We start from the raw sequence: 18,338 nt of genomic DNA on the forward strand, positions 1-18,338 counted from the left end.
GCCCTGAACGGGCCGTGGGCCCCCGATCCGAGATCGGGAGCCCACGGGCCGGTGGTGCGTGCTGTCTCAGCGGCGGCGCAGGTCCGGTCCGCCCGGGCGGTCCTGGTAGAGGTCGTCGATGCCGTCGGCGTCGCCGTAGTCCCCTTCCCGTTCGCCGAGCGAGATCATCGTGCCGCTCGCGGCGTCGGCCCGCTCACGCAGGTCTGTCGGGGCGAGGGCGCGGGCCGCGTGGTAGGCCACGATGGTCACGATCGTGCCGAGTGCGATGCCACCGAGCGTGAAGTCCGACGTGAAGACGAGCGAGACGCCGCCGATGCCGATGATGATGCCGGCCGCGATGGGCACGAGGTTGATCGGGTTGCCGAAGTCGACCCCGTTCTCCTTCCAGATCTTCGCGCCGAGCAGGCCGATCATGCCGTAGAGCACGACGGTGATGCCGCCGAGCACGCCGCCGGGCACGGAGGCCACGAGCGCGCCGAACTTCGGCGAGAGGCCGAAGATGATGGCGACGACCGCGGCGACGTAGTAGGCCGCCGTGGAGTAGACGCGGGTGGCCGCCATGACGCCGATGTTCTCGGCATACGTCGTCGTCGGCGAGCCGCCGACCGAGCTGGCGATGACGGTGCCGATGCCGTCGGCGGCGATGGCGCGCCCCATGTAGGGGTCGAGGTTCGACTTCGTCATCTCCGCGACGGCCTTGACGTGGCCGGTGTTCTCCGCGATGAGCGCGATGACGGCCGGGAGGACGAGCAGGATCGCGGCGACCGAGAACGACGGCGCGTGGATGCCGACGATCTCCTTGCCGTCGGCGCCGGTCGTCGACGTCGGCGGGAGGCCGAACCAGGGCTGGCTCGCGAGGTTGTCGAAGTTCGTGCGGAAGTGCGTCGTCACCTTGCCGGCGCCGGCGTCGAAGGACGTGATCTGGCCGAACATCCGGTCGAACAGCCACGAGATGATGTAGCCGAAGATCAGGGCGAGGAAGACCGCGATGCGCGACGCGAAGCCCTTGAAGGCGACGGCGCAGATGATCGTGAACGCCATGACGAGCAGCGCGACCCACTGGTCCTGGGGCCAGTAAATGCTGGCGACGACCGGCGCCAGGTTGAAGCCGATGAGCATGACGACGGCGCCGGTCACGACCGGCGGCAGCACCTTGTGCAGCACCGCGGACCCGGCGAAGTGGATCGCCACACCGACGAGTGCGAGCACGACGCCGGCGACGAGGATCGCGCCCGTCACGTCGGCGGAGGTGCCGCCCTGGGCGCGGATGGCCGCCACCGCACCGACGAAGCTCGCCGACGTGCCGAGGTAGCTCGGGACCTTCCCGTTGACGATGAGCAGGAAGCAGATCGTCGCGATTCCGCTCATCATGATCGCGAGCTGGGCGTTGAGACCCATGACCAGCGGGAAGACGAAGGTCGCCCCGAACATCGCGACGACGTGCTGCGCACCCAGACCGACCGTCCTGCCCCACGACAGTCGTTCGTCAGGGGCCACGACGTCGTCGGGGCCCATCGTCTTGCCGTCCCCGTGCAGTTTCCAGCCCAAGCCCAAAGCCATTCCGACTCCTATGGTTGCCCCATGAGGTGATGGGGGTCACGTCCCACTCCGGGATGGCCGAAAACTACTCCCACGACAGGGGACTGCGTTCGTCAAACGTTGATACACGCCGACGGAGCCCCTCTGGCAGGAGATGACGTATGCCGTCACCCCCGTTCCGGCGGTCCGCCGGCTCCCGCCGTGGAAGCCCACACCCCCTCAGCGGGGTGCGACGTTCCACACCGCAGAGCGCTCGTCGATGGTGCACGCCGATCCGCATGACCGTGGACGCCCGGACCAGCCGCGGGCGCGCAGCACCTGCGCCACCTCGCCGGCCAGTCCGCAGGGGCTCGGGACGAGGTCGGTCCAGTAGCACCGCAGCGTCACGCGGCCGGCGACGAGCGACGAGCGGTCGCGTCGGCCGTCGCGCTGGACGTCGGTCCACGACGCGTGCCCGAGCCTCCCGTCGACCTCCACGACGACGCCCCACTCGTACTCGCGGTCCCGCCGCCCGGCTCGCCCGAACGGCGACTGCGAACGCCCACGCGGCAGGCCGTGGGCGCGCTCGACACCGCGGAGGTAGCGTCGCTCCGCCGGGCTCTCGCATCCTTCGGCGACCTCGGCGAAGACCTCGAGCAGCAGGGACCGGTCACGCTGTCCATGCCTGTCGCCGAGCGCCGACCTCAGGCGCTCGGTGCTCGTGAGCTCGAGACCGACCGCCTTGGCGGCAAGGGCGATCGCACGATCCGGCCCTCGTCCGGAGGACAGGTCGAGCACGGTGTGCTCGACCTGCGTGCGATGCGGCCAGGCGCGAGGGTCGGTCCTGGCCGCCGCGTGCCGGCTCCGCCGGATCGTGACACCCTCGACCGGTCGCGCCCTCCGCTCGGCCGGGATCACGACCGTGATGGTGCCCGGTGCCTGTCTGATGAGGCCCCACTCGTGCGCCGCACTCTCGTGGCTCAGCGCCGACCCCGGGCCCGCATGCAACAGTGCCGCCACGGCGCGGCTCTCCCAGCCGTCGCGGCCGGGCAGGGTCTGGTAGATCCCGGGGTGGACGACCTGCCACCGGCCGGTGCCGAGGCGCCACTCGATCGCCTTCGGCGTCAGGCCTGCATCCAGCGCCTGTTTCCGGGTGAGCAGGCCGGACTGACCGGCGGCCCGTGCCCGGAGGAGTGCGTCCACTCCCTGATCGTCACGCGATCGCCTCCGACGCCGTCCGCCGCCTCCACAGGCCCGTGCTCGTGGAACGTCGGACCCCTGCGCAGGGGTGCGATGTTCCACGAACCGCGCGACACGGCATACGCCAGGGGTGGCAGTCAGATGCCGCGCATCTGGTGGATCTTGAGCGCGAGGGCGAGGGTGAGGCGCAGGTCGGCGTCGGTCGTGAACGGGCCGAGGATCTTCTCGAGCTTGCCGATGCGGTAGCGCAGGGTGTTGTAGTGGAAGAAGAGCAGGCGTGCGGTCTCGGCGACGTTCATGTTCGTGTCGATGAGGATGCTCAGGGTCTGGCGCAGGCCGGCGTACTCCGGTGAGTCGTCGGTGGCCAGCTCGCGCAGCGACTCGGTGACGAAGCGGCGCAGGTCGGCGCCGTCGGGGATGAGCGCGAGCAGCCGGTAGATGCCGAGGCCGTCGACGTGGGTCGTGGCGCCGTCGCCGTGCATCTGGCGGCCGACGGTGACCGCCGAGAGGGCCTCGTCGTACGCCTGGGGCAGGCCGGCGACCGAGGTGATGGGCCGCGAGACTCCGGCCGAGAAGCTGCGTCGACCGCCACCGCCGTCGCCCCGCACGACCCGGACGTACTCGCCGACGATGCGCATGACCTGCTCGGTCTCGGCGCCGGAGGGGACTCCGATGAGGGCGACCACCTCGCGGCTGAATCCCATGACGGGAGAACGGGAGTCGCGCACCGCCACGGCGTGCGTCCAGGCGCGGGCGAAGCGCTGCTGGAGGAAGCGCACCTCGTCGGCGTCGCGGGTCGAACGGTCGTCGTCCTCGTCGGTCTCGGCCACGACGACGACCATGGGCCGGTCGATGTCCCAGCCGAGCGAGCTGGCGTGGGCGACGGCGTCGACGGGGGAGCCGGCACGTCCGGCGAGGGCGTCGCGGAGGAACTCAGCGCGGTACTTGCTCTCGACCGCCGAGACGGCCTGGTCCTTGGTGATGGCGAGGGCGGCGACCGTCGCGGCTCGCTCGAGCAGCCGCACGTCGTCGACCGTCAGGTGCCGGTGGCTGCAGAACGCCATGAGGACGCCGTGGTCGAGGTGGCCGGCGACGATGCGCACGGCGGAGCGGTTGGCGGTCGGGCCGTCGGGGCGCGGGCCCATCGGCTCGGCCTCGGTGAGCAGACGCCCCGTGCGGTCGAAGCACTCGAGGGACAGCGCGTGGTCGAGCTCGCGCTGCGAACCGGCACGGGCGATGACGCGGCCGTCGGTCGTCGTCACCATCACGGCGCCGTCGAGGAAGCCGACCACCTGCTCGCAGAGGTCGTCGAGCGAGCCGCCGGCGAGGACGATCTGCACGAGGGCCCGGTCGGCGTCCTCGAGCCGGCGCAGGATCGCGGTCTGGTGCTCGAGCATCGCGCTCAGCACGTCGGTCGTGAAGGTCGCGATGTGGTCGAGCGGGACGTCGATGAGCGGCAGGCCCGTCGACTCGGCCGCCTTGACGAGGGCGGCGAGCCGCCTGCCCGACAGCCCGGAGACGACGAGCCCTGCGGCTCCGGCGGTGTCGAGGGCGGCGACCGTGGCGGCGAGCGACGCTGCGTCACCGTCCTGCTCCGCGAGGGCCGCCGCGTCGGCGAGCACGAGCCGGTGGGTCAGCCGGGCCGGGGGGTCGTCGCGCAGGGCGGACCGGAGCGGCGTCGTGCTGTCGACGCTGACGTCGAGGCGTGCGGCCTCGGCACGGACGACGCCGTGCGCGGTCGCGGCGAGACCGGCGATGAGCCGGAGCGAGATGCCGGACACCTCGGGCTCGGGCTCGCCGGAGCGCCCCGCGGCTGGCAAGTCACCCTCGGGCAGGGGCGGATCGTTGGCAACTTTCACCATGAGCGCACCCTACCCACCGTCGATAGCGTCACGTCAGCGGTCCGCGGCAGGCGGAGCGCGACGGAGCCGGTCCGGGCCTGGACGGCACGGACGGCAGCGGTCTGACGGCGGAGGTGCGCGCGGGCATGGACGACCTCGACCTGACGCTGCTGCCGGCCGCCGTGTCGCCTCTCGTGGCGGGCGAGGTGGCCGGAACCCCGCGGCGCTGCCGCGTGCTCGCCGCCTTCCCGACGTGCCTCTACCTCGATCTCGGCGCCCACGAGCGGGTCCTCGCCGTGCTCGCCTCCGACGCCGTCTCACTGCCCATCGGCGTCCGCCTCGCGATGCCGTCGTCCAAGGTCCGCTGGGGTGTCGAGCCCGGCGCCCACGTCGTCGTCGGGGAGGGGCGGGTGCGCCTGCCCCGCGCCGACGTCGTCGCGGCCCGGCTGCTCCGGCCGGCGCGAGTGCGTCCCGCGCCGCGCGTATCCGCTGGTGACGGCTGGCTCCCCGAGCCCGGAGTCCTCGGCGACCTCGCCCACGACCTCGCCGCGGCGGCCCTCGCCGGCCGCTCGGCCGATCCGGGCGTCCGCGGACTCGTCGGCGTCGGGCGCGGCCTGACCCCGAGCGGCGACGACGCGCTCTGCGGTGTCCTGCTCACCCTGGCCGCGGTCGATGCTCCGCCGGCCCGGCGCGCCCTGTCGGCGGTGCGCACCGCCGTCCGCTCGGTGCTGCCGTGGACGACGAGCCTGTCGGCCGCGCTCCTCGTCGCCGCGGGAGCGGGGTATGCCGTCCCGGACGTCGCGCGCCTCGTGACCCGTCTGGTCTCCGGACCCGGGTCAACCAACAGGTCGGCCGGCGCCACACCGGGCCTGAGCCGGGCAGGTGCACCGTCGAACCTGTTGGTTGACCCGCCGGAGGGGCGGGGGCCCACCGACCTCAGCGACCTCGGCGCCCTGGTCGACCGGGTGCTCGCCATCGGGCACACCTCCGGCCGCGACCTCTTGTCGGGAGTCAGCGGTGCGCTGCGCGCCGTCGACGCGCTCGAGTCCGTCCCCCGCTCCGAACCCGGACATGCCCCAAGACCCGAATCCCAGGAAGGACTCCACCGTGGCTGACCACGTCGAGCTGAGAACCGGCGCCTACTTCGACTCCGTGACCCTCATGCAGGTCTCGCGCACCGTCGCCGCCGCTCCCGGCGTCGAGGCCGCGCAGGTCGCGATGGCGACCGAGCTCAACCTCGAGGTCATCCGCGGCATGGGCTTCGACGTGCCCGACTCGGCGCCCAACGACCTCGTCGTCGCCGTCCGCGGTGACGAGGCCGCCATCGCTGCGGGGCAGGCTGCACTGGAGTCCGCACTCACCCAGAGCCGTTCTGCCGCAGGCGCGTCCGCCGGCTTCGGCGAGGCGCCGACGGCCCGCACGCTCGGCGGTGCGATCCGCCTCTCGGGCGCCGACCTCGCGCTCGTCTCGGTGCCGGGGGAGCACGCCGTCACCGAGGCGCTCGACGCCGTCCGCGCCGGGGTGTCGGTCATGGTCTTCTCCGACAACGTCCCGGTCGAGGACGAGGTGCGGCTCAAGGACGCCGCTGCCGCTGCCGACGTCCTCGTCATGGGGCCCGACTGTGGCACCGCCGTCGTCGGTGGCGTCGCCCTCGGCTTCGCCAACGTCGTGCGACCCGGCTCCGTCGGCCTCGTCGCGGCATCCGGAACGGGCGCCCAGCAGGTCATGTGCCTCCTGGACGCCGCAGGTGTCGGCATCAGCCACTGCCTCGGCGTCGGTGGCCGCGACCTGTCGTCCGCCGTCGCCGCCCGCTCGACGAAGCAGGCGCTCGCAGCGCTGGCCGCGGACCCGGAGACGACGTCGCTCGTCGTCGTCTCCAAGCCTCCCGCTCCCGAGGTGCTCGCCGACCTGGAGGCGTATGCCGCCGGGCTGGGCAAGCCGGTCCACTGGGCCACGCTCGGGGCCGGGCGGCCGGACCTCACTGGGGCGGTTGAGTCGGTGCTGACCGCCGTCGGCGCGGACGTGCCGGTCTGGCCGACGTGGGAAGGCGCGGGAGCCCGATCGGCCACGACGTCCTCCGGGTCGCTGCGTGGTCTCTTCTGCGGCGGCACCCTCGCCGACGAGGCGATGCTCGTCGCGGGTCCGGTGCTCGGCGACATCCGCTCCAACATCCCGCTGCGACCCGAGCTCGCCCTGGGCGCCGACCTGCGCGACCCGGGCCACGTCGTCATCGACTTCGGCGACGACACGATGACCCGCGGGCGCGCTCACCCCATGATCGACCCGTCACTGCGCCTCGACCGCATCGCCGTCGAGGCCGCCGACCCGACGTGCGGCGTGCTCCTCCTCGATCTCGTGCTCGGCCACGGCGCGCACGCGGACCCCGCTCCGGAGCTCGCTGCCGCCGTCCGTGCTGCCTGCGAGACCGCCGCCGCGAGGGGTCGTGAGCTGCCCGTCGTCGTCTCGGTCACCGGCACCACCTCCGACCCGCAGGGGCTCGACCGGTCGGCGCAGGCTCTCGCGGACGCCGGCGCCGACGTCCTGCTCTCCAACGCCGCAGCCACGCGCCGCGCCCTGCAGCTGCTCGGCCACGACGTGACGGCACCGGAGGGCGCGACGGGCGACACGGCATACGCCTCCGTTGCCGGGACGGCCACCGACGTCGGTGCCGAGCCGCTCCACGGACTCCTTGCTGCGGACGTCACGGTCGCGGCCGCCGGGGTCTCGCTCTTCTCGGACGCCCTTCGGGCGCAGGCGGTCTCGGTGACCGAGGCCTCGTGGCAGCCGCCGATGGCGGGAACGGCGGCCGAGCTCGGTCGGGTCCTGGCCGACCCCCGCCGCGACGCCGCCAACGCCGAGGCACTGCGCCGGATGACCGCGGCAGGTGCCGACCTCGTCGACGTCCGTCCGGCCCACGAGGTGCTCGGGCTCGAGCGGGGCACCTTCCTGCACGCAGGGCCCCCCATCGAGTTCGGCCGCGCCTCAGGGCCGCTCAAGGGTGCGCTCATCGGCGCGATGCTCTTCGAGGGGCTCGCCGACACGGCCGAGGAGGCCGAGGCGAAGCTCGAGAAGGGCGACGGCATCACGCTCGAGCCGTGCCACCACCGCGACGCGGTCGGCCCAATGGCCGGTGTCATCAGCCCGTCGATGTGGGTCTACGAGCTGCGCGACGAGGTGCACGACAACACGTCGTGGTGCTCGCTCAACGAGGGGCTCGGCAAGGTCCTGCGCTACGGCGCCTACGGCCCCGAGGTCATCGACCGGCTGCGGTGGATGAACTCCGTGCTCGGCCCGATCCTCCAGCAGGCCGTGCGCACCCGCGTCGAGCAGCAGGGCCCGACCGACGTCAAGGCGATCATCGCCCAGATGCTCCAGATGGGCGACGAGGGCCACAACCGCAACCGCGCCGGATCGCTCATGCTCCTGCGCGAGCTGCTCCCGACGATGATCACGGCCGACGCGTCGTCGACCGACATCGCGGAGGCCGTGCGTTTCTCCGGTGCCAACGAGCACTTCTTCCTCAACCTCGGTATGCCGGCCTGCAAGCTGAGCACCCTTGCCGCCCATGGCATCCCAGGATCCTCGGTGGTGACGACGATGGCGCGCAACGGCACCGACTTCGGCATCCGCGTGTCGGGGACCGGCGACGCGTGGTTCACGGGTCCGGCCAACACGCCCGAGGGCCTCTTCCTCGGGTCCTTCGGCCCGGACGACGCGAACCCCGACATCGGCGACTCGGCGATCACCGAGACGGCCGGCATCGGCGGCTTCGCGATGGCCGCCGCGCCCGCGATCGTGAAGTTCGTCGGGGGCGACGTGCCGTTCGCGCTGCGGGCCACGCAGACGATGTACGAGATCACCGTCGGCGAGCACACGGCCTACCAGGTGCCGATCCTCGAGTTCCGTGGCACGCCGACCGGCATCGACGTGGCCGCCGTCGCGCGGACCGGCATCCTGCCGCAGATCAACACCGGCATGGCCGGTCGCGTCGCGGGCACGGGCCAGGTCGGCGCCGGTCTCGTGACCCCGCCCGAGCAGTGCTTCACCCAGGCTCTGACTGCCCTCGCGGCGGCCGCGGGCGAGGGCTGACGGAGCGGCCCCCTCAGCTCGGGTCGCGCGGTCGTCGTCGGCCGCGCGGCCCGACCCTCCCTCCGGACCCGACACGCATCTGCCGTGGGAGAAAAGAAGTGGGGCGCTGTCGGCGGCGCCACCTAGGGTGGACAGGCCATGCGAGACTTTCCGCCCCCGATCCGGGCCTACACCGACCGAGGCGCCGAGGCGCCCGACACCCGCTCGCCGCGGGCCTTCCTCTGGTGGATGGTGCGGCAGAACGGCGGCCTGTTCTGGGCCGGGCTGCTCGTCGCCATCATCTGGATGGTGCCGCAGACGGTCGGGCCGTGGATCGTGGGCCGCGCCATCGACACCGGCATCGTCGCGGGCGACCCGTCGGCGACGCTGCAGTGGGTCCTGGTGCTGGGTGCCGTCACCCTCGTCGGCGCGTGCAGCGGCATCCTCTTCCACACGGTCATCGTCCGCGAGTGGCTCATCGCCCTCTACGGCACGACGAAGCTCGTCACGCGCAAGGCGCTCCAGCTCGGCCACGTGCTGACCCGGCGCACGCCGACCGGCGAGGTGCTGTCGGTCTCGGGCAGCGACGGTGACCAGTTCGGTGCCCTCATGGAGATCAGCACGCGGGCCATCTCGCAGCTCGCCGCCTATCTCGTCGTGGCCGCCATCGTGCTCAGCACGTCGGTGCGCATGGGCGTCCTCGTGCTCGTCTCGGCGCCGCTGCTCGTCGTCCTCGGCACGCCGCTGCTGCGGCCGATGCAGCGCTGGCAGGGCGTCGAGCGCTCCCGCAACTCCGAGCTGACGTCGATGGCGACCGACATCGTCGGCGGCCTGCGCATCCTGCGCGGCATCGGCGGCGAAGAGACCTTCGGTGGCAACTACGCCGGGCAGTCCCAGCGCGTGCGCCAGTCCGGCGTCTCGGCCGGTCGCTGGCTCGCCGCCGTCGAGTCCGTCGGCGTCCTCCTCTCCGGTGGCTTCGTCGTCGCCCTGATGTGGCTCGGCACGCGCGAGGTCGCGCAGGGCCGGCTCACGGTGGGCCAGCTCGTCAGCTTCCTCGGCTACGGCCTCTTCCTCGTCCAGCCGATGCGCACCTTCGTCGAGTTCGCCCAGAAGTGGACCCGCTCGGTGGTCTCCGCGCGCAAGGCCGTCGCCGTGCTGTCGCAGCGCCCGCCGTGGGTGCACCCCGACGAGCCGGCTGACCTCGACACGGGCGCCGAGATCGTCGACGGGACGTCCGGGGCCACCATCCGACCGGGCATCCTCACGATGGTCGTCTCGGCCGTGCCCGACGACTCCGCGGCCCTCGCCGACCGCCTCGGCCGCTACCTGCCCAGCGACGAGGGCGCACTCGTCAGCGACGAGATCCCCGAGGAGCTCAAGGGCCGCGCCGCCAAGCGTGAGCGCTCGGCGCGCGCCAGGGCCCGGGAGGAGCAGGCCCGCCGCGACGAGGAGCGGGCCCGTCAGCCGTGGGGCGTCACCGTGGGCGGCGTCGACCTCTCCCGCGTGGAGCTCGACGAGGTACGCCGTCGCGTCCTCGTCAGCGACACCTCGCCCCAGGTGTTCGCGGGCACCCTGCGCTCGGCCGTCGACCCGCTCGGCCGGCTGACGCGGGAGCAGGCCGAGCGGGCGCTGCACACCGCCGCCGCCGACGACGTCTTCGACGCCCTCCCGGGTGGGTGGCAGGGCGAGCTCGAGGAGCGCGGACGGGGGCTGTCCGGTGGCCAGCGCCAGCGGCTCGTGCTCATGCGCGCCCTCGCCGCCGATCCCGACGTCCTCGTGCTCGTCGAGCCCACCTCGGCCGTCGACGCCCACACCGAGGCCCGCATCGCCTCCCGCCTCGGGGAGCACCGGGCCGGGCGCACCACGGTCGTCATGACCGCCTCGCCGCTGCTGCTCCACCACGCCGACGAGGTGATCCTCCTCGAGGGCGGGGTCGCCACCGCCCACGGACGGCACGCCGACCTGCTCGCCGACTCGCCGGCCTACCGCTCGGTCGTCGTCCGCGGCGGCGACGCCGACCCGTCCGTCCTCTCCCACCTCGCCGAGGAGTCCCGATGAGCCGCGCCGACAGCACGGTCGCGACGACCGGCGCCCCGGACGCCGCCGGCATCGCTGACACCACGGACGTCGCGGACGCCACGTGGGTCTCGCTGCTCCCCGAACTGCTCGCAGCCGAGTCCGCCCGCACCTGGGACTCCGCCGTCCACGCACCCGCCGTGCCCGACGAGCTGAGGCCGCCGCAGTCCGCCTCGGTCGGGGAGCGGCTCAGCGCGCTGCACCGGCGCCACCTGCTGCGGGAGCGGCGGGCCCAGGAGTTCGTCGCCGACACGATGAACGCCCGCACCGGCCTGCCCATCGCCGACAACGCACGCGTCGTGCGCTTCATCGGCGGGCTGCTCTCGCAGGAGCGGCTGCTCGTCGTCGCCGTCGTCCTCGCCAACGCGCTCGCCGCCACGGCGGGCCTGCTCGTGCCGCGGCTGCTCGGTGAGCTCGTCGACTCGACGGTCGCCGACGTCGAGGCGGGCCGGGTCGACGCGGCCATGGCCGGGGCCAACTCCGCGGCGCTCGTCGTCGCCGGGCTCGTCGTCGTGCAGAGCGCGTTCACCTTCGCGGCCAAGATCTCCTCGACGGTGCTCGGCCAGAGCGTACTCGCGACGGCCCGCGAGTACATCGTGCACGCGATCCTGCGGCTGCCGCTCTCGCGCGTCGAGAGTGCGAGCTCCGGCGACCTCGTCACGCGAGTCACCCGCGACGTCGGCACGATGAGCGAGAGCGTGCGCTGGGCGCTGCCCGAGGCCATCATCGCGAGCATCACCGTCGTGCTGACCCTCGTCGCCATGGTGAGCAACGCGCCGCTGCTGTCGCTGCCGTCGATCGTCCTCATGTCGCTCGCGCTCTTCCAGGTGCGCCGCTACCTCGGGCGCGCGCCGAAGGGCTACCTCACCGAGGGCGGCACCTACTCGCGCATCAACACCACGCTCACCGAGACCGTGGAGGGCGCCCGCACCGTCGAGGCCCTGGGCCTGACGCGTCATCGGCTGCGTCGCGGCGACGAGGACATCGAGGTGTCCGGCCAGGCCGAGCGCTACACGATGACGCTGCGCAACCTGCTCTTCGCCGTCATGGACATCGCCTTCAGCCTGCCGCGGGTGCTCGTGCTGCTCCTCGGCGCCATCGGCTACGCCCAGGGCTGGGCCACCCTCGGTCAGATCACCACGGCGATCCTCTACACCGAGGCGCTGTGGGGGCCGTTCGACATGCTCGTGCACACCGTCGACCGGGTCCAGGTCGGCATCGCGTCGACGACCCGACTGCTCGGCATCGCGACCGTCCCGCCCGACCGTGAGGCGGGCGCCGACCGACCCACCGGGCCCGAGCTCGTCGGCACCGACCTGCGCTACGCCTACCGCGCCGGTCACGACGTGCTGCACGGCATCGACCTCGACCTCGGCACGGGGGAGCGCCTCGCGATCGTCGGTCCGAGCGGTTCCGGCAAGTCGACGCTGGGTCGCCTGCTGTCGGGCATCCACGGCCCCCGCACCGGGTCGGTGACGGTCGGCGGCGTCGAGCTGGCGTCGCTCCCGCTCGACCAGCTGCGCACCGAGGTCGCCCTCGTCACCCAGGAGCACCACGTCTTCATCGGGTCGGTGCGCGACAACGTCGTGCTGGCGCGCGAGGGCTCGACCGACGAGGAGGTCCGCGAGGCCCTGCGCGCTGTCGACGCCCTCGAGTGGGTCGAGCGGCTCCCGGAGGGCCTGGACACCAAGCTCGGCTCGGGCCACCAGGTGCTGACCCCGGGCCGCGCCCAGCAGATCGCCCTGGCCCGACTCATCCTCGCCGACCCGCACACCATCGTCCTCGACGAGGCGACCTCGCTCATCGACCCGCGCACCGCCCGACACCTCGAGGGCTCGATGAACGCACTGCTCACCGGGCGCACCGTCGTCGCGATCGCGCACCGCCTCCACACGGCGCACGACGCCGACCGCATCGCGGTCGTCATCGACGGGCGGGTCGCCGAGCTCGGCAGCCACGACGAGCTCGTCGAGCAGGACGGGGAGTACGCCGCCCTCTGGCGGGCCTGGACCTCCTGACCGCGGGAGGTCAGGCGTCCACGCGGGCCAGGCGGCGGCGTACGACCGGAGCCGTGAGGTCGAGCATGGCCCGGGTCAGGACCACCCGCTCGCGCACCGTCCGACGCAGCGAGTCCGAGTCCGGGCCGCGCAGCTCGACGGTCGGCAGCGCCGTGAAGAGCGAGCGCGCGAAGAGTGACCCGAGGTAGCCGAAGCGCACGTCCTCCGGGTCGGCGGCGTAGCCCTCGTCAGCCAGGCCACCCAGGTAGGCGTCGAAGATCGCGGCGTCGATGCGCGCGATGTCGGACGCCGGGGTCAGCCCCGCATGCATGGGTCCGACGAGCAGCTGGCCGAGGTCGAAGCCGACGGCGAGCGGCGAGCCGAAGCCCCAGTCGATGACCACGAGGTCGTCCTCGCCGTTGCAGATGAGGATGTTCTGGATGCTCGCGTCACCGTGGGCATAGGTCTGGGGGAGGGCCTCGAGCTCGGCGAGGACGTCCAGGACCGGCGGGAGGAGCTCCCGCAGCTCGTCACGCAGACCTGGGTCCCCCTGGTCACGGAGGGCCTCGGTGAGAGCGGGCCGCGACCAGAGGTCGTCGTCGGCGAGGTCGGTGCCGGCCCCGATCAGCACCCGGCCCTCGACGAGGTAGCGCAGCGCCGCACCGTCGGGGAGCCGGCACGTCTCCGGGAGACGGTCGTTGACGGGTGCGCCCGACCGGCGACGCGCGGCTAGCCGCCCGAGGAGCCTTGCCGCACGGGCGAGCTCGTCGATCGTCCACGGGCCGCGGCGCTCGTCGACGAACTCCCACCAGAGCCCGATGTGGTCATCGTCGAAGACCTCGTGATGGTGCAGGGTGGGCATCCGCATGCCGGGTGGCAGCACCTCGTCGATCCCCGACAGCGTCATGTCGAGCTCGAAGCGCCACGGGAAGAAGTCGACGAACGAGTCGCGGAGGGGCCCCTCGGGCACGTGGACGAGACCGGGCCAGAGGCGCGGGTGTCGCAGCAGCTTGACGAACCACACCGCTTCGCCGCCGTCCGGACCCGCGGCCGAGGCGTGCCACAGCCCCGCCGTCGCGGGCGAGCCCCAGTCGTAGTCGATCGGCGAGAGGGTGACGGCGTCGACGGGGACGCGGGCGAGTCGTGCCGTGACACCGGTGATGTCGACTGCCATGCGTCCCCCTCAGAAAGTAAAGCGTCTTGACCATTTCGAGGATAGGGTCGGATCATGGCGCGAGGCAAGAGCGTAGGTATGCCGTCCGCACCCGCGGGTGCGGACGACGACCTCCCGGACCACCTCTTCCGCTGGTCGGATGCCCTGGGGCGCAGGCTGTCCCGGGAGATGCGGGCCATCGCGCCCCCGGACCTCGAGGCGATCGGGGGTCGCCGGGCGCGGCTGCTCCAGATCATCCCGGCCGACGGCATGCGGGTCACCGACCTCGCATCCCGCGCCGGCGTCACGAAGCAGGCCATCGGTCAGCTCGTCGACACCCTCGAGGAGCTGGGCCTCGTGCAGAGCAGCCCGAGCGAGTCGGACCGCCGCGTGCGCTGGGTGGCCCGGACCCTCGCCGGGGATGCCGTCGTCGACCAGACCCTCGCGCTCATCGCGGAGGCCGAGGACCGGCTCCGCGCCGAGGTCGGTCGGGCCCGCTACGACGCGATGCTCGTCACCATGCGGGAGCTGGGCCGCGACGTCACCTGGTGAAACGAGCGAACCGAGGGCGTGGGTCTCGACGCCCACGGGCGCGCGTGTGAAGGTGTGGACATGACCACTGACACGACCGGACAGCAGGGGCGCACGGCATACGTCATCGTCGGCGGAGGGCTCGCCGCGGCGAAGGCCATCGAGGGGATCCGCGAGAGCGACACGGACGGTGCCATCGTCCTCGTGACGGAGGAGGACCGGCTGCCCTACGAGCGGCCGCCGCTGTCCAAGGCCGTGCTCAAGGGCGAGGACGAGATGGAGACGGCCTTCACCCACGACCGCGACTGGTACGCCGAGCAGGGGGTCGAGCTGCGACTCGGCAGACCCGCCACGTCCCTCGACGCCGAGCAGCACGTGCTGACGCTCGCCGACGGCGACGCGCTCTCCTACGAGCGGCTGCTCATCGCGACGGGATCGTCGGCACGCGCGCTCGACGTGCCCGGCGCGGACCTCGACGGCGTGCTCTACCTCCGTGAGATGCAGGAGTCCGAGGCGCTCAAGGCGCGCTTGACCGACGGGGCCCGCATCGTCATCGTGGGCGCCGGGTGGATCGGCCTCGAGGTCGCCGCGGCGGCCCGCGACGCCGGCTGCAGCGTCACCGTCATCGAGCCCCAGGCCGCACCCCTCCTCGGCGTCATGGGTGAGCAGGTCGGGGGCTGGTTCGCGCAGCTGCACCGGGGGCACGGGGTCGAGTTCCGGTTCGGCGACGGCGTCGAGCGCATCGAGGGCGAGACCGCGGTGACGGGCGTCGTCACGACGTCCGGCGACACCCTCCCGGCCGATGCCGTCGTCGTCGGCGTCGGCATCACGCCCAACACCGGGCTCGCGGAGGGCGCCGGCATCGACACCGCCAACGGCATCACGACCGACGAGGCGCTGCGCACGTCGGCCGAGGGCGTGTGGGCGGCCGGTGACGTCGCGAGCTGGCGTTCCACGGCGCTCGACACGAACGTCCGCGTCGAGCACTGGGCCAACGCCCACGACGGCGGGCTCGCGGCGGGTCGCTCGATGGCGGGCCAGGACGTCACCTACGACCCGATCCCGTTCTTCTTCTCCGACCAGTACGACATCGGCCTCGAGTACGCCGGCTACGTCCCGCGTGGGTCCGACGCCGAGGTGCTGCTGCGCGGCGAGCCGTCGAGCAACGAGTTCATGGCGTTCTGGGTCGTGCCCGAGGGCGACGGCGTGCGCGTGCTCGCCGGCATGCACGTCAACGTCTGGGACACCATCGACGACGTACAGCGGCTCGTCCGCGACCGCACCGTCGTCGACCGGGACCGGCTCACCGATGCCGACGTCCCCCTCGCCGACCTGACCTGACCTGGCCTGACCTGGTCTCACCCAGCTGAGCCGCCGTCCCGGCCCCGACGTCGCCGACGTCGGGGCCGGTCCTGTTATGTCCGTTGTGCTCACGTGCGGCTCGTGCGTCTCGTAGGCTCTGACCGTGGCGCCGTGCCACGCGTTCTCGGGGCCCGCGCGAAGCAGGAGTGAGGACGATGGACCCCTCGAGGCAGCACGAGCACGCGTCCTCCGCGACGGTGCCGCTCGTCAGCCCATTGGCCCAGCTCGCCTACGTCTTCTCGGAGTACTCGACGGCGACGGGCAACGCCATGTCGACGAAGATCAACGCGCAGGCGCGCGCCCACGAGTCCCTCGGCGGCTGCACCTACGTCGTCGTCAGCGACCGTCGTCGGCACGACTACGACGACGGCACGCTCGTGCGCTACGCGTCGGCGCGCTCGACCCGGCGCGAGTGGTTCACCGACCTCGAGCGACGCGTCGATGCCGTATGCGGTGTCACCGTCGGGCGCCGACCGCTCGTCGCGCGGTTCCACCGGGAGGCGCTCGACGCCGTCCCCGCCGACGCGGAGGCTCTCGTCGTCTACAACTACGCCGGCGCCGTGACCGACCGGCTCGTCCGCCGGTTCGGCGGCAAGGTGGTGCTCCACCTCGGCAACGACGTCTTCCGCTCGTGGCGTGCCTCGGAGATCCGACGGGTCATCGCACGCACCCACGTCACCGTGGCCGTCAGCGACCACCTCGTCGCGACCATCGTCGACCGGATCGGCCACCGACCCGAGAACCTGCACGTCCTGCGCAACGGCGTCGACTCCGAGACCTTCCGGCCCGTCCCGCGCGTCCCCGGTGCGCCGGTGACGATCTTGTCCGTCGGCAACGTCATGCCGCACAAGGGGGTCCACCACCTCATCGCCGCAGCGGAGGTGTTGGCCAGGCGCACCCGCGACTTCCGGGTCCACGTCGTCGGCTCGGCCGGCCTCCGTCCTGCCGACGGCATCTCCGCCTACGAGCTCGAGCTGCGGCGCGCTGCCGCGCCGCTCGGCGAACTCGTGCGGTTCACCCCGTTCGTCGACCGGCGCGCGCTACCCGCCGTCTACGGTGCGGCCGACGTCTTCGCGATGCCCGTCGAGTGGCAGGAGCCGGCCGGTCAGGTGGTCACCGAGGCGATGGCCTCGGGGCTGCCGGTGGTCTCGGCCCGCAGCGGCGGCATACCGGAGTACCTCGGCCCCGACGGCGTCTACGTCGACCCGCGCGACACCGTGCACTTCGCCGACGCGCTCCACGCGCTCGTCACGTGCCCGACCGAGCGGGTCAGCCGCGGCCAGGCCCTGCGCACACGGGCCGAGTCCATGACGTGGGACCGCAACGTCGCCGAGCTGATGCGCCTGCTGGCCGACTGAGCCGCGAGCACGCCGCGCGGGCAGGGGTGGCAGGATGTCCACCGTGACGGCACAGATCCTCGACGGCAAGGCCACCCTCAAGGCGATCAAGGTCGAGCTGACCCAGCGGGTCGCTCGCCTCCGCGAGCAGGGGGTCGTGCCCGGCCTCGGCACGGTGCTCGTCGGCGACGACCCGGGCAGCCACTGGTACGTCAACGCCAAGCACAAGGACTGCGCCGAGATCGGCATCACGAGCCTGCGCCGTGACCTTCCGGCCACCGCCAGCCAGGCCGAGGTCGAGGCCGTCATCGACGAGCTCAACGCCGACCCCACGTGCACCGGCTTCCTCGTCCAGCAGCCGACCGGCCTCGACGAGATGGCGCTGCTCTCGCGGGTCGACCCGAGCAAGGACGTCGACGGCCTGCACCCGATGAACCTCGGCTGGCTCGCGCTCGGCAAGCCGGCCCCGCTGCCGTGCACGCCGATGGGCTGCATCGAGCTGCTCCGCCGTCACGACGTGCCGATCGCCGGCGCCAAGGTCGTCGTCATCGGGCGCGGTCTCACCGTGGGCCGCCCGCTCGGCCTCATCCTCACCCGCAAGAGCGAGAACGCCACCGTGACGCTCTGCCACACGGGCACCAAGGACCTCGCCGCCGAGGTGCGGCAGGCTGACATCGTCATCGCCGCGGCCGGCGTGCCGGGCATCGTCACCAAGGCCATGGTCAAGCCCGGAGCCGCGGTGCTCGACGTCGGCGTGAGTCGCGTCGACGGCAAGATCGCCGGCGACGTCGCCCTCGACGTCGCCGAGGTCGCCGGGTGGGTCAGCCCCAACCCGGGCGGCGTCGGCCCGATGACCCGGGCACTGCTGCTCACCAACATCGTCGAGGCGGCCGAGTCCTCGGTCGCGTCCGGCGCCTGAGCGGCCCCGATGCAGTGGCGGGGTAGTGGCTTCGTCGTCCTCGGCTGGTGGTACCTCGTCGCCGGCCTGGCCGCCGTCGGTGTCCTCGTCATCGCCTTCCTCGACGTCCGGTGGGGCGGACGCATCATGGCCGGGGCGTTCTTCCTCGGCGCGCTGATCCGGCTCGTGGCCCGACCCTCGCGCAAGGCGGGGGGGCTCACCGTCCGCTCCCGCACCCTCGACGTCGTCATCCTGCTGACGCTGGGCATCGGGGTGCTCATCGCGTCGGCCACCGTCAACGTCCGTGCCGACGTGCCCGCCCGCACCTCCGTCGGCCGCACCGCGCGCTGACCGGGC

13 protein-coding genes are annotated in these 18,338 nt (G+C 72.8%); 9 read left to right on the top strand and 4 right to left on the bottom strand.

What is annotated here, in order from left to right; genetic code table 11:
* Positions 1–66 precede the first annotated feature (66 nt).
* The 3 genes from AB4Z14_RS03390 to AB4Z14_RS03400 all read right to left on the bottom strand — a co-directional run bounded on the left by AB4Z14_RS03390 (position 67) and on the right by AB4Z14_RS03400 (position 4,580).
* Entirely contained in the window at positions 67–1,560 is a 1,494-nt protein-coding gene (locus AB4Z14_RS03390; RefSeq protein ID WP_442273934.1) for a uracil-xanthine permease family protein, read from the bottom strand.
* Positions 1,561–1,758: 198 nt separating this feature from the next.
* Positions 1,759–2,721, bottom strand: coding sequence for a type IV toxin-antitoxin system AbiEi family antitoxin domain-containing protein (locus AB4Z14_RS03395; protein ID WP_442273935.1), 963 nt, complete (start codon positions 2,719–2,721; stop codon positions 1,759–1,761).
* Between the two features lie 134 nt (positions 2,722–2,855).
* A complete protein-coding gene (locus AB4Z14_RS03400) occupies positions 2,856–4,580 on the bottom strand; it encodes a helix-turn-helix domain-containing protein (RefSeq protein WP_442273936.1) in 1,725 nt (574 codons plus the stop codon).
* A gap of 125 nt (positions 4,581–4,705) precedes the next feature.
* Between AB4Z14_RS03400 and AB4Z14_RS03405 the strand changes: the two genes are divergently transcribed.
* The 4 genes from AB4Z14_RS03405 (at position 4,706) to AB4Z14_RS03420 (ending at position 12,721) form a co-directional block, all read left to right on the top strand.
* Entirely contained in the window at positions 4,706–5,674 is a 969-nt protein-coding gene (locus AB4Z14_RS03405) for an oxamate carbamoyltransferase subunit AllH family protein (RefSeq protein WP_442273937.1), read from the top strand.
* The gene (locus tag AB4Z14_RS03410) at positions 5,667–8,648 is read left to right on the top strand and encodes an oxamate carbamoyltransferase subunit AllG family protein (protein ID WP_442273938.1); all 2,982 of its coding nucleotides are present in this window, start codon (positions 5,667–5,669) and stop codon (positions 8,646–8,648) included. Before AB4Z14_RS03405 ends, AB4Z14_RS03410 begins: the two co-directional genes overlap by 8 nt.
* Positions 8,649–8,786: 138 nt before the next feature.
* Positions 8,787–10,685: an ABC transporter ATP-binding protein gene (locus AB4Z14_RS03415; RefSeq protein WP_442273939.1), complete on the top strand. Its 1,899-nt coding sequence runs from the start codon at positions 8,787–8,789 to the stop codon at positions 10,683–10,685.
* Positions 10,682–12,721 (top strand): ABC transporter ATP-binding protein, encoded by a 2,040-nt coding sequence (locus AB4Z14_RS03420; protein ID WP_442273940.1) that lies wholly within the window; start codon positions 10,682–10,684, stop codon positions 12,719–12,721. The genes AB4Z14_RS03415 and AB4Z14_RS03420 overlap by 4 nt, the downstream gene beginning before the upstream one ends.
* A 10-nt stretch (positions 12,722–12,731) precedes the next feature.
* On the opposite strand, the gene AB4Z14_RS03425 is transcribed toward AB4Z14_RS03420, so the two are convergent.
* Positions 12,732–13,874, bottom strand: coding sequence for a phosphotransferase (locus AB4Z14_RS03425; protein ID WP_442273941.1), 1,143 nt, complete (start codon positions 13,872–13,874; stop codon positions 12,732–12,734).
* 54 nt (positions 13,875–13,928) lie between these two features.
* Here AB4Z14_RS03425 and AB4Z14_RS03430 point away from each other — a divergent pair, with 54 nt between their 5' ends.
* The 5 genes from AB4Z14_RS03430 (at position 13,929) to AB4Z14_RS03450 (ending at position 18,332) form a co-directional block, all read left to right on the top strand.
* Positions 13,929–14,405 (top strand): MarR family winged helix-turn-helix transcriptional regulator, encoded by a 477-nt coding sequence (locus AB4Z14_RS03430; RefSeq protein ID WP_442273942.1) that lies wholly within the window; start codon positions 13,929–13,931, stop codon positions 14,403–14,405.
* 60 nt (positions 14,406–14,465) lie between these two features.
* Positions 14,466–15,725, top strand: coding sequence for an NAD(P)/FAD-dependent oxidoreductase (locus tag AB4Z14_RS03435; RefSeq protein ID WP_442273943.1), 1,260 nt, complete (start codon positions 14,466–14,468; stop codon positions 15,723–15,725).
* A gap of 176 nt (positions 15,726–15,901) precedes the next feature.
* Positions 15,902–17,104, top strand: coding sequence for a glycosyltransferase family 4 protein (locus AB4Z14_RS03440; protein WP_442273944.1), 1,203 nt, complete (start codon positions 15,902–15,904; stop codon positions 17,102–17,104).
* A gap of 43 nt (positions 17,105–17,147) precedes the next feature.
* On the top strand, positions 17,148–18,002 hold the full coding sequence (locus AB4Z14_RS03445; protein WP_056778412.1) for a bifunctional methylenetetrahydrofolate dehydrogenase/methenyltetrahydrofolate cyclohydrolase: 855 nt from the start codon (positions 17,148–17,150) through the stop codon (positions 18,000–18,002).
* 9 nt (positions 18,003–18,011) lie between these two features.
* Positions 18,012–18,332: a DUF3017 domain-containing protein gene (locus AB4Z14_RS03450; RefSeq protein ID WP_442273945.1), complete on the top strand. Its 321-nt coding sequence runs from the start codon at positions 18,012–18,014 to the stop codon at positions 18,330–18,332.
* The last annotated feature ends 6 nt before the right edge of the window (positions 18,333–18,338 follow it).

The sequence above is a fragment of the Terrabacter sp. 2TAF16 genome (genome assembly GCF_052115065.1).
Classification (GTDB): Bacteria; Actinomycetota; Actinomycetes; order Actinomycetales; family Dermatophilaceae; genus Terrabacter.

What these genes read in the sequence shown, in the direction of transcription:
- AB4Z14_RS03390 (WP_442273934.1), bottom strand. Translation starts at nt 1,560, where the DNA reads ATGGCTTTGGGCTTGGGCTGGAAACTGCACGGGGACGGCAAGACGATG.
- AB4Z14_RS03400 (WP_442273936.1), bottom strand. Translation starts at nt 4,580, where the DNA reads ATGGTGAAAGTTGCCAACGATCCGCCCCTGCCCGAGGGTGACTTGCCA.
- AB4Z14_RS03405 (WP_442273937.1), top strand. Translation starts at nt 4,706, where the DNA reads ATGGACGACCTCGACCTGACGCTGCTGCCGGCCGCCGTGTCGCCTCTC.
- AB4Z14_RS03415 (WP_442273939.1), top strand. Translation starts at nt 8,787, where the DNA reads ATGCGAGACTTTCCGCCCCCGATCCGGGCCTACACCGACCGAGGCGCC.
- AB4Z14_RS03420 (WP_442273940.1), top strand. Translation starts at nt 10,682, where the DNA reads ATGAGCCGCGCCGACAGCACGGTCGCGACGACCGGCGCCCCGGACGCC.
- AB4Z14_RS03425 (WP_442273941.1), bottom strand. Translation starts at nt 13,874, where the DNA reads ATGGCAGTCGACATCACCGGTGTCACGGCACGACTCGCCCGCGTCCCC.
- AB4Z14_RS03430 (WP_442273942.1), top strand. Translation starts at nt 13,929, where the DNA reads ATGGCGCGAGGCAAGAGCGTAGGTATGCCGTCCGCACCCGCGGGTGCG.
- AB4Z14_RS03435 (WP_442273943.1), top strand. Translation starts at nt 14,466, where the DNA reads ATGACCACTGACACGACCGGACAGCAGGGGCGCACGGCATACGTCATC.
- AB4Z14_RS03440 (WP_442273944.1), top strand. Translation starts at nt 15,902, where the DNA reads ATGGACCCCTCGAGGCAGCACGAGCACGCGTCCTCCGCGACGGTGCCG.
- AB4Z14_RS03450 (WP_442273945.1), top strand. Translation starts at nt 18,012, where the DNA reads ATGCAGTGGCGGGGTAGTGGCTTCGTCGTCCTCGGCTGGTGGTACCTC.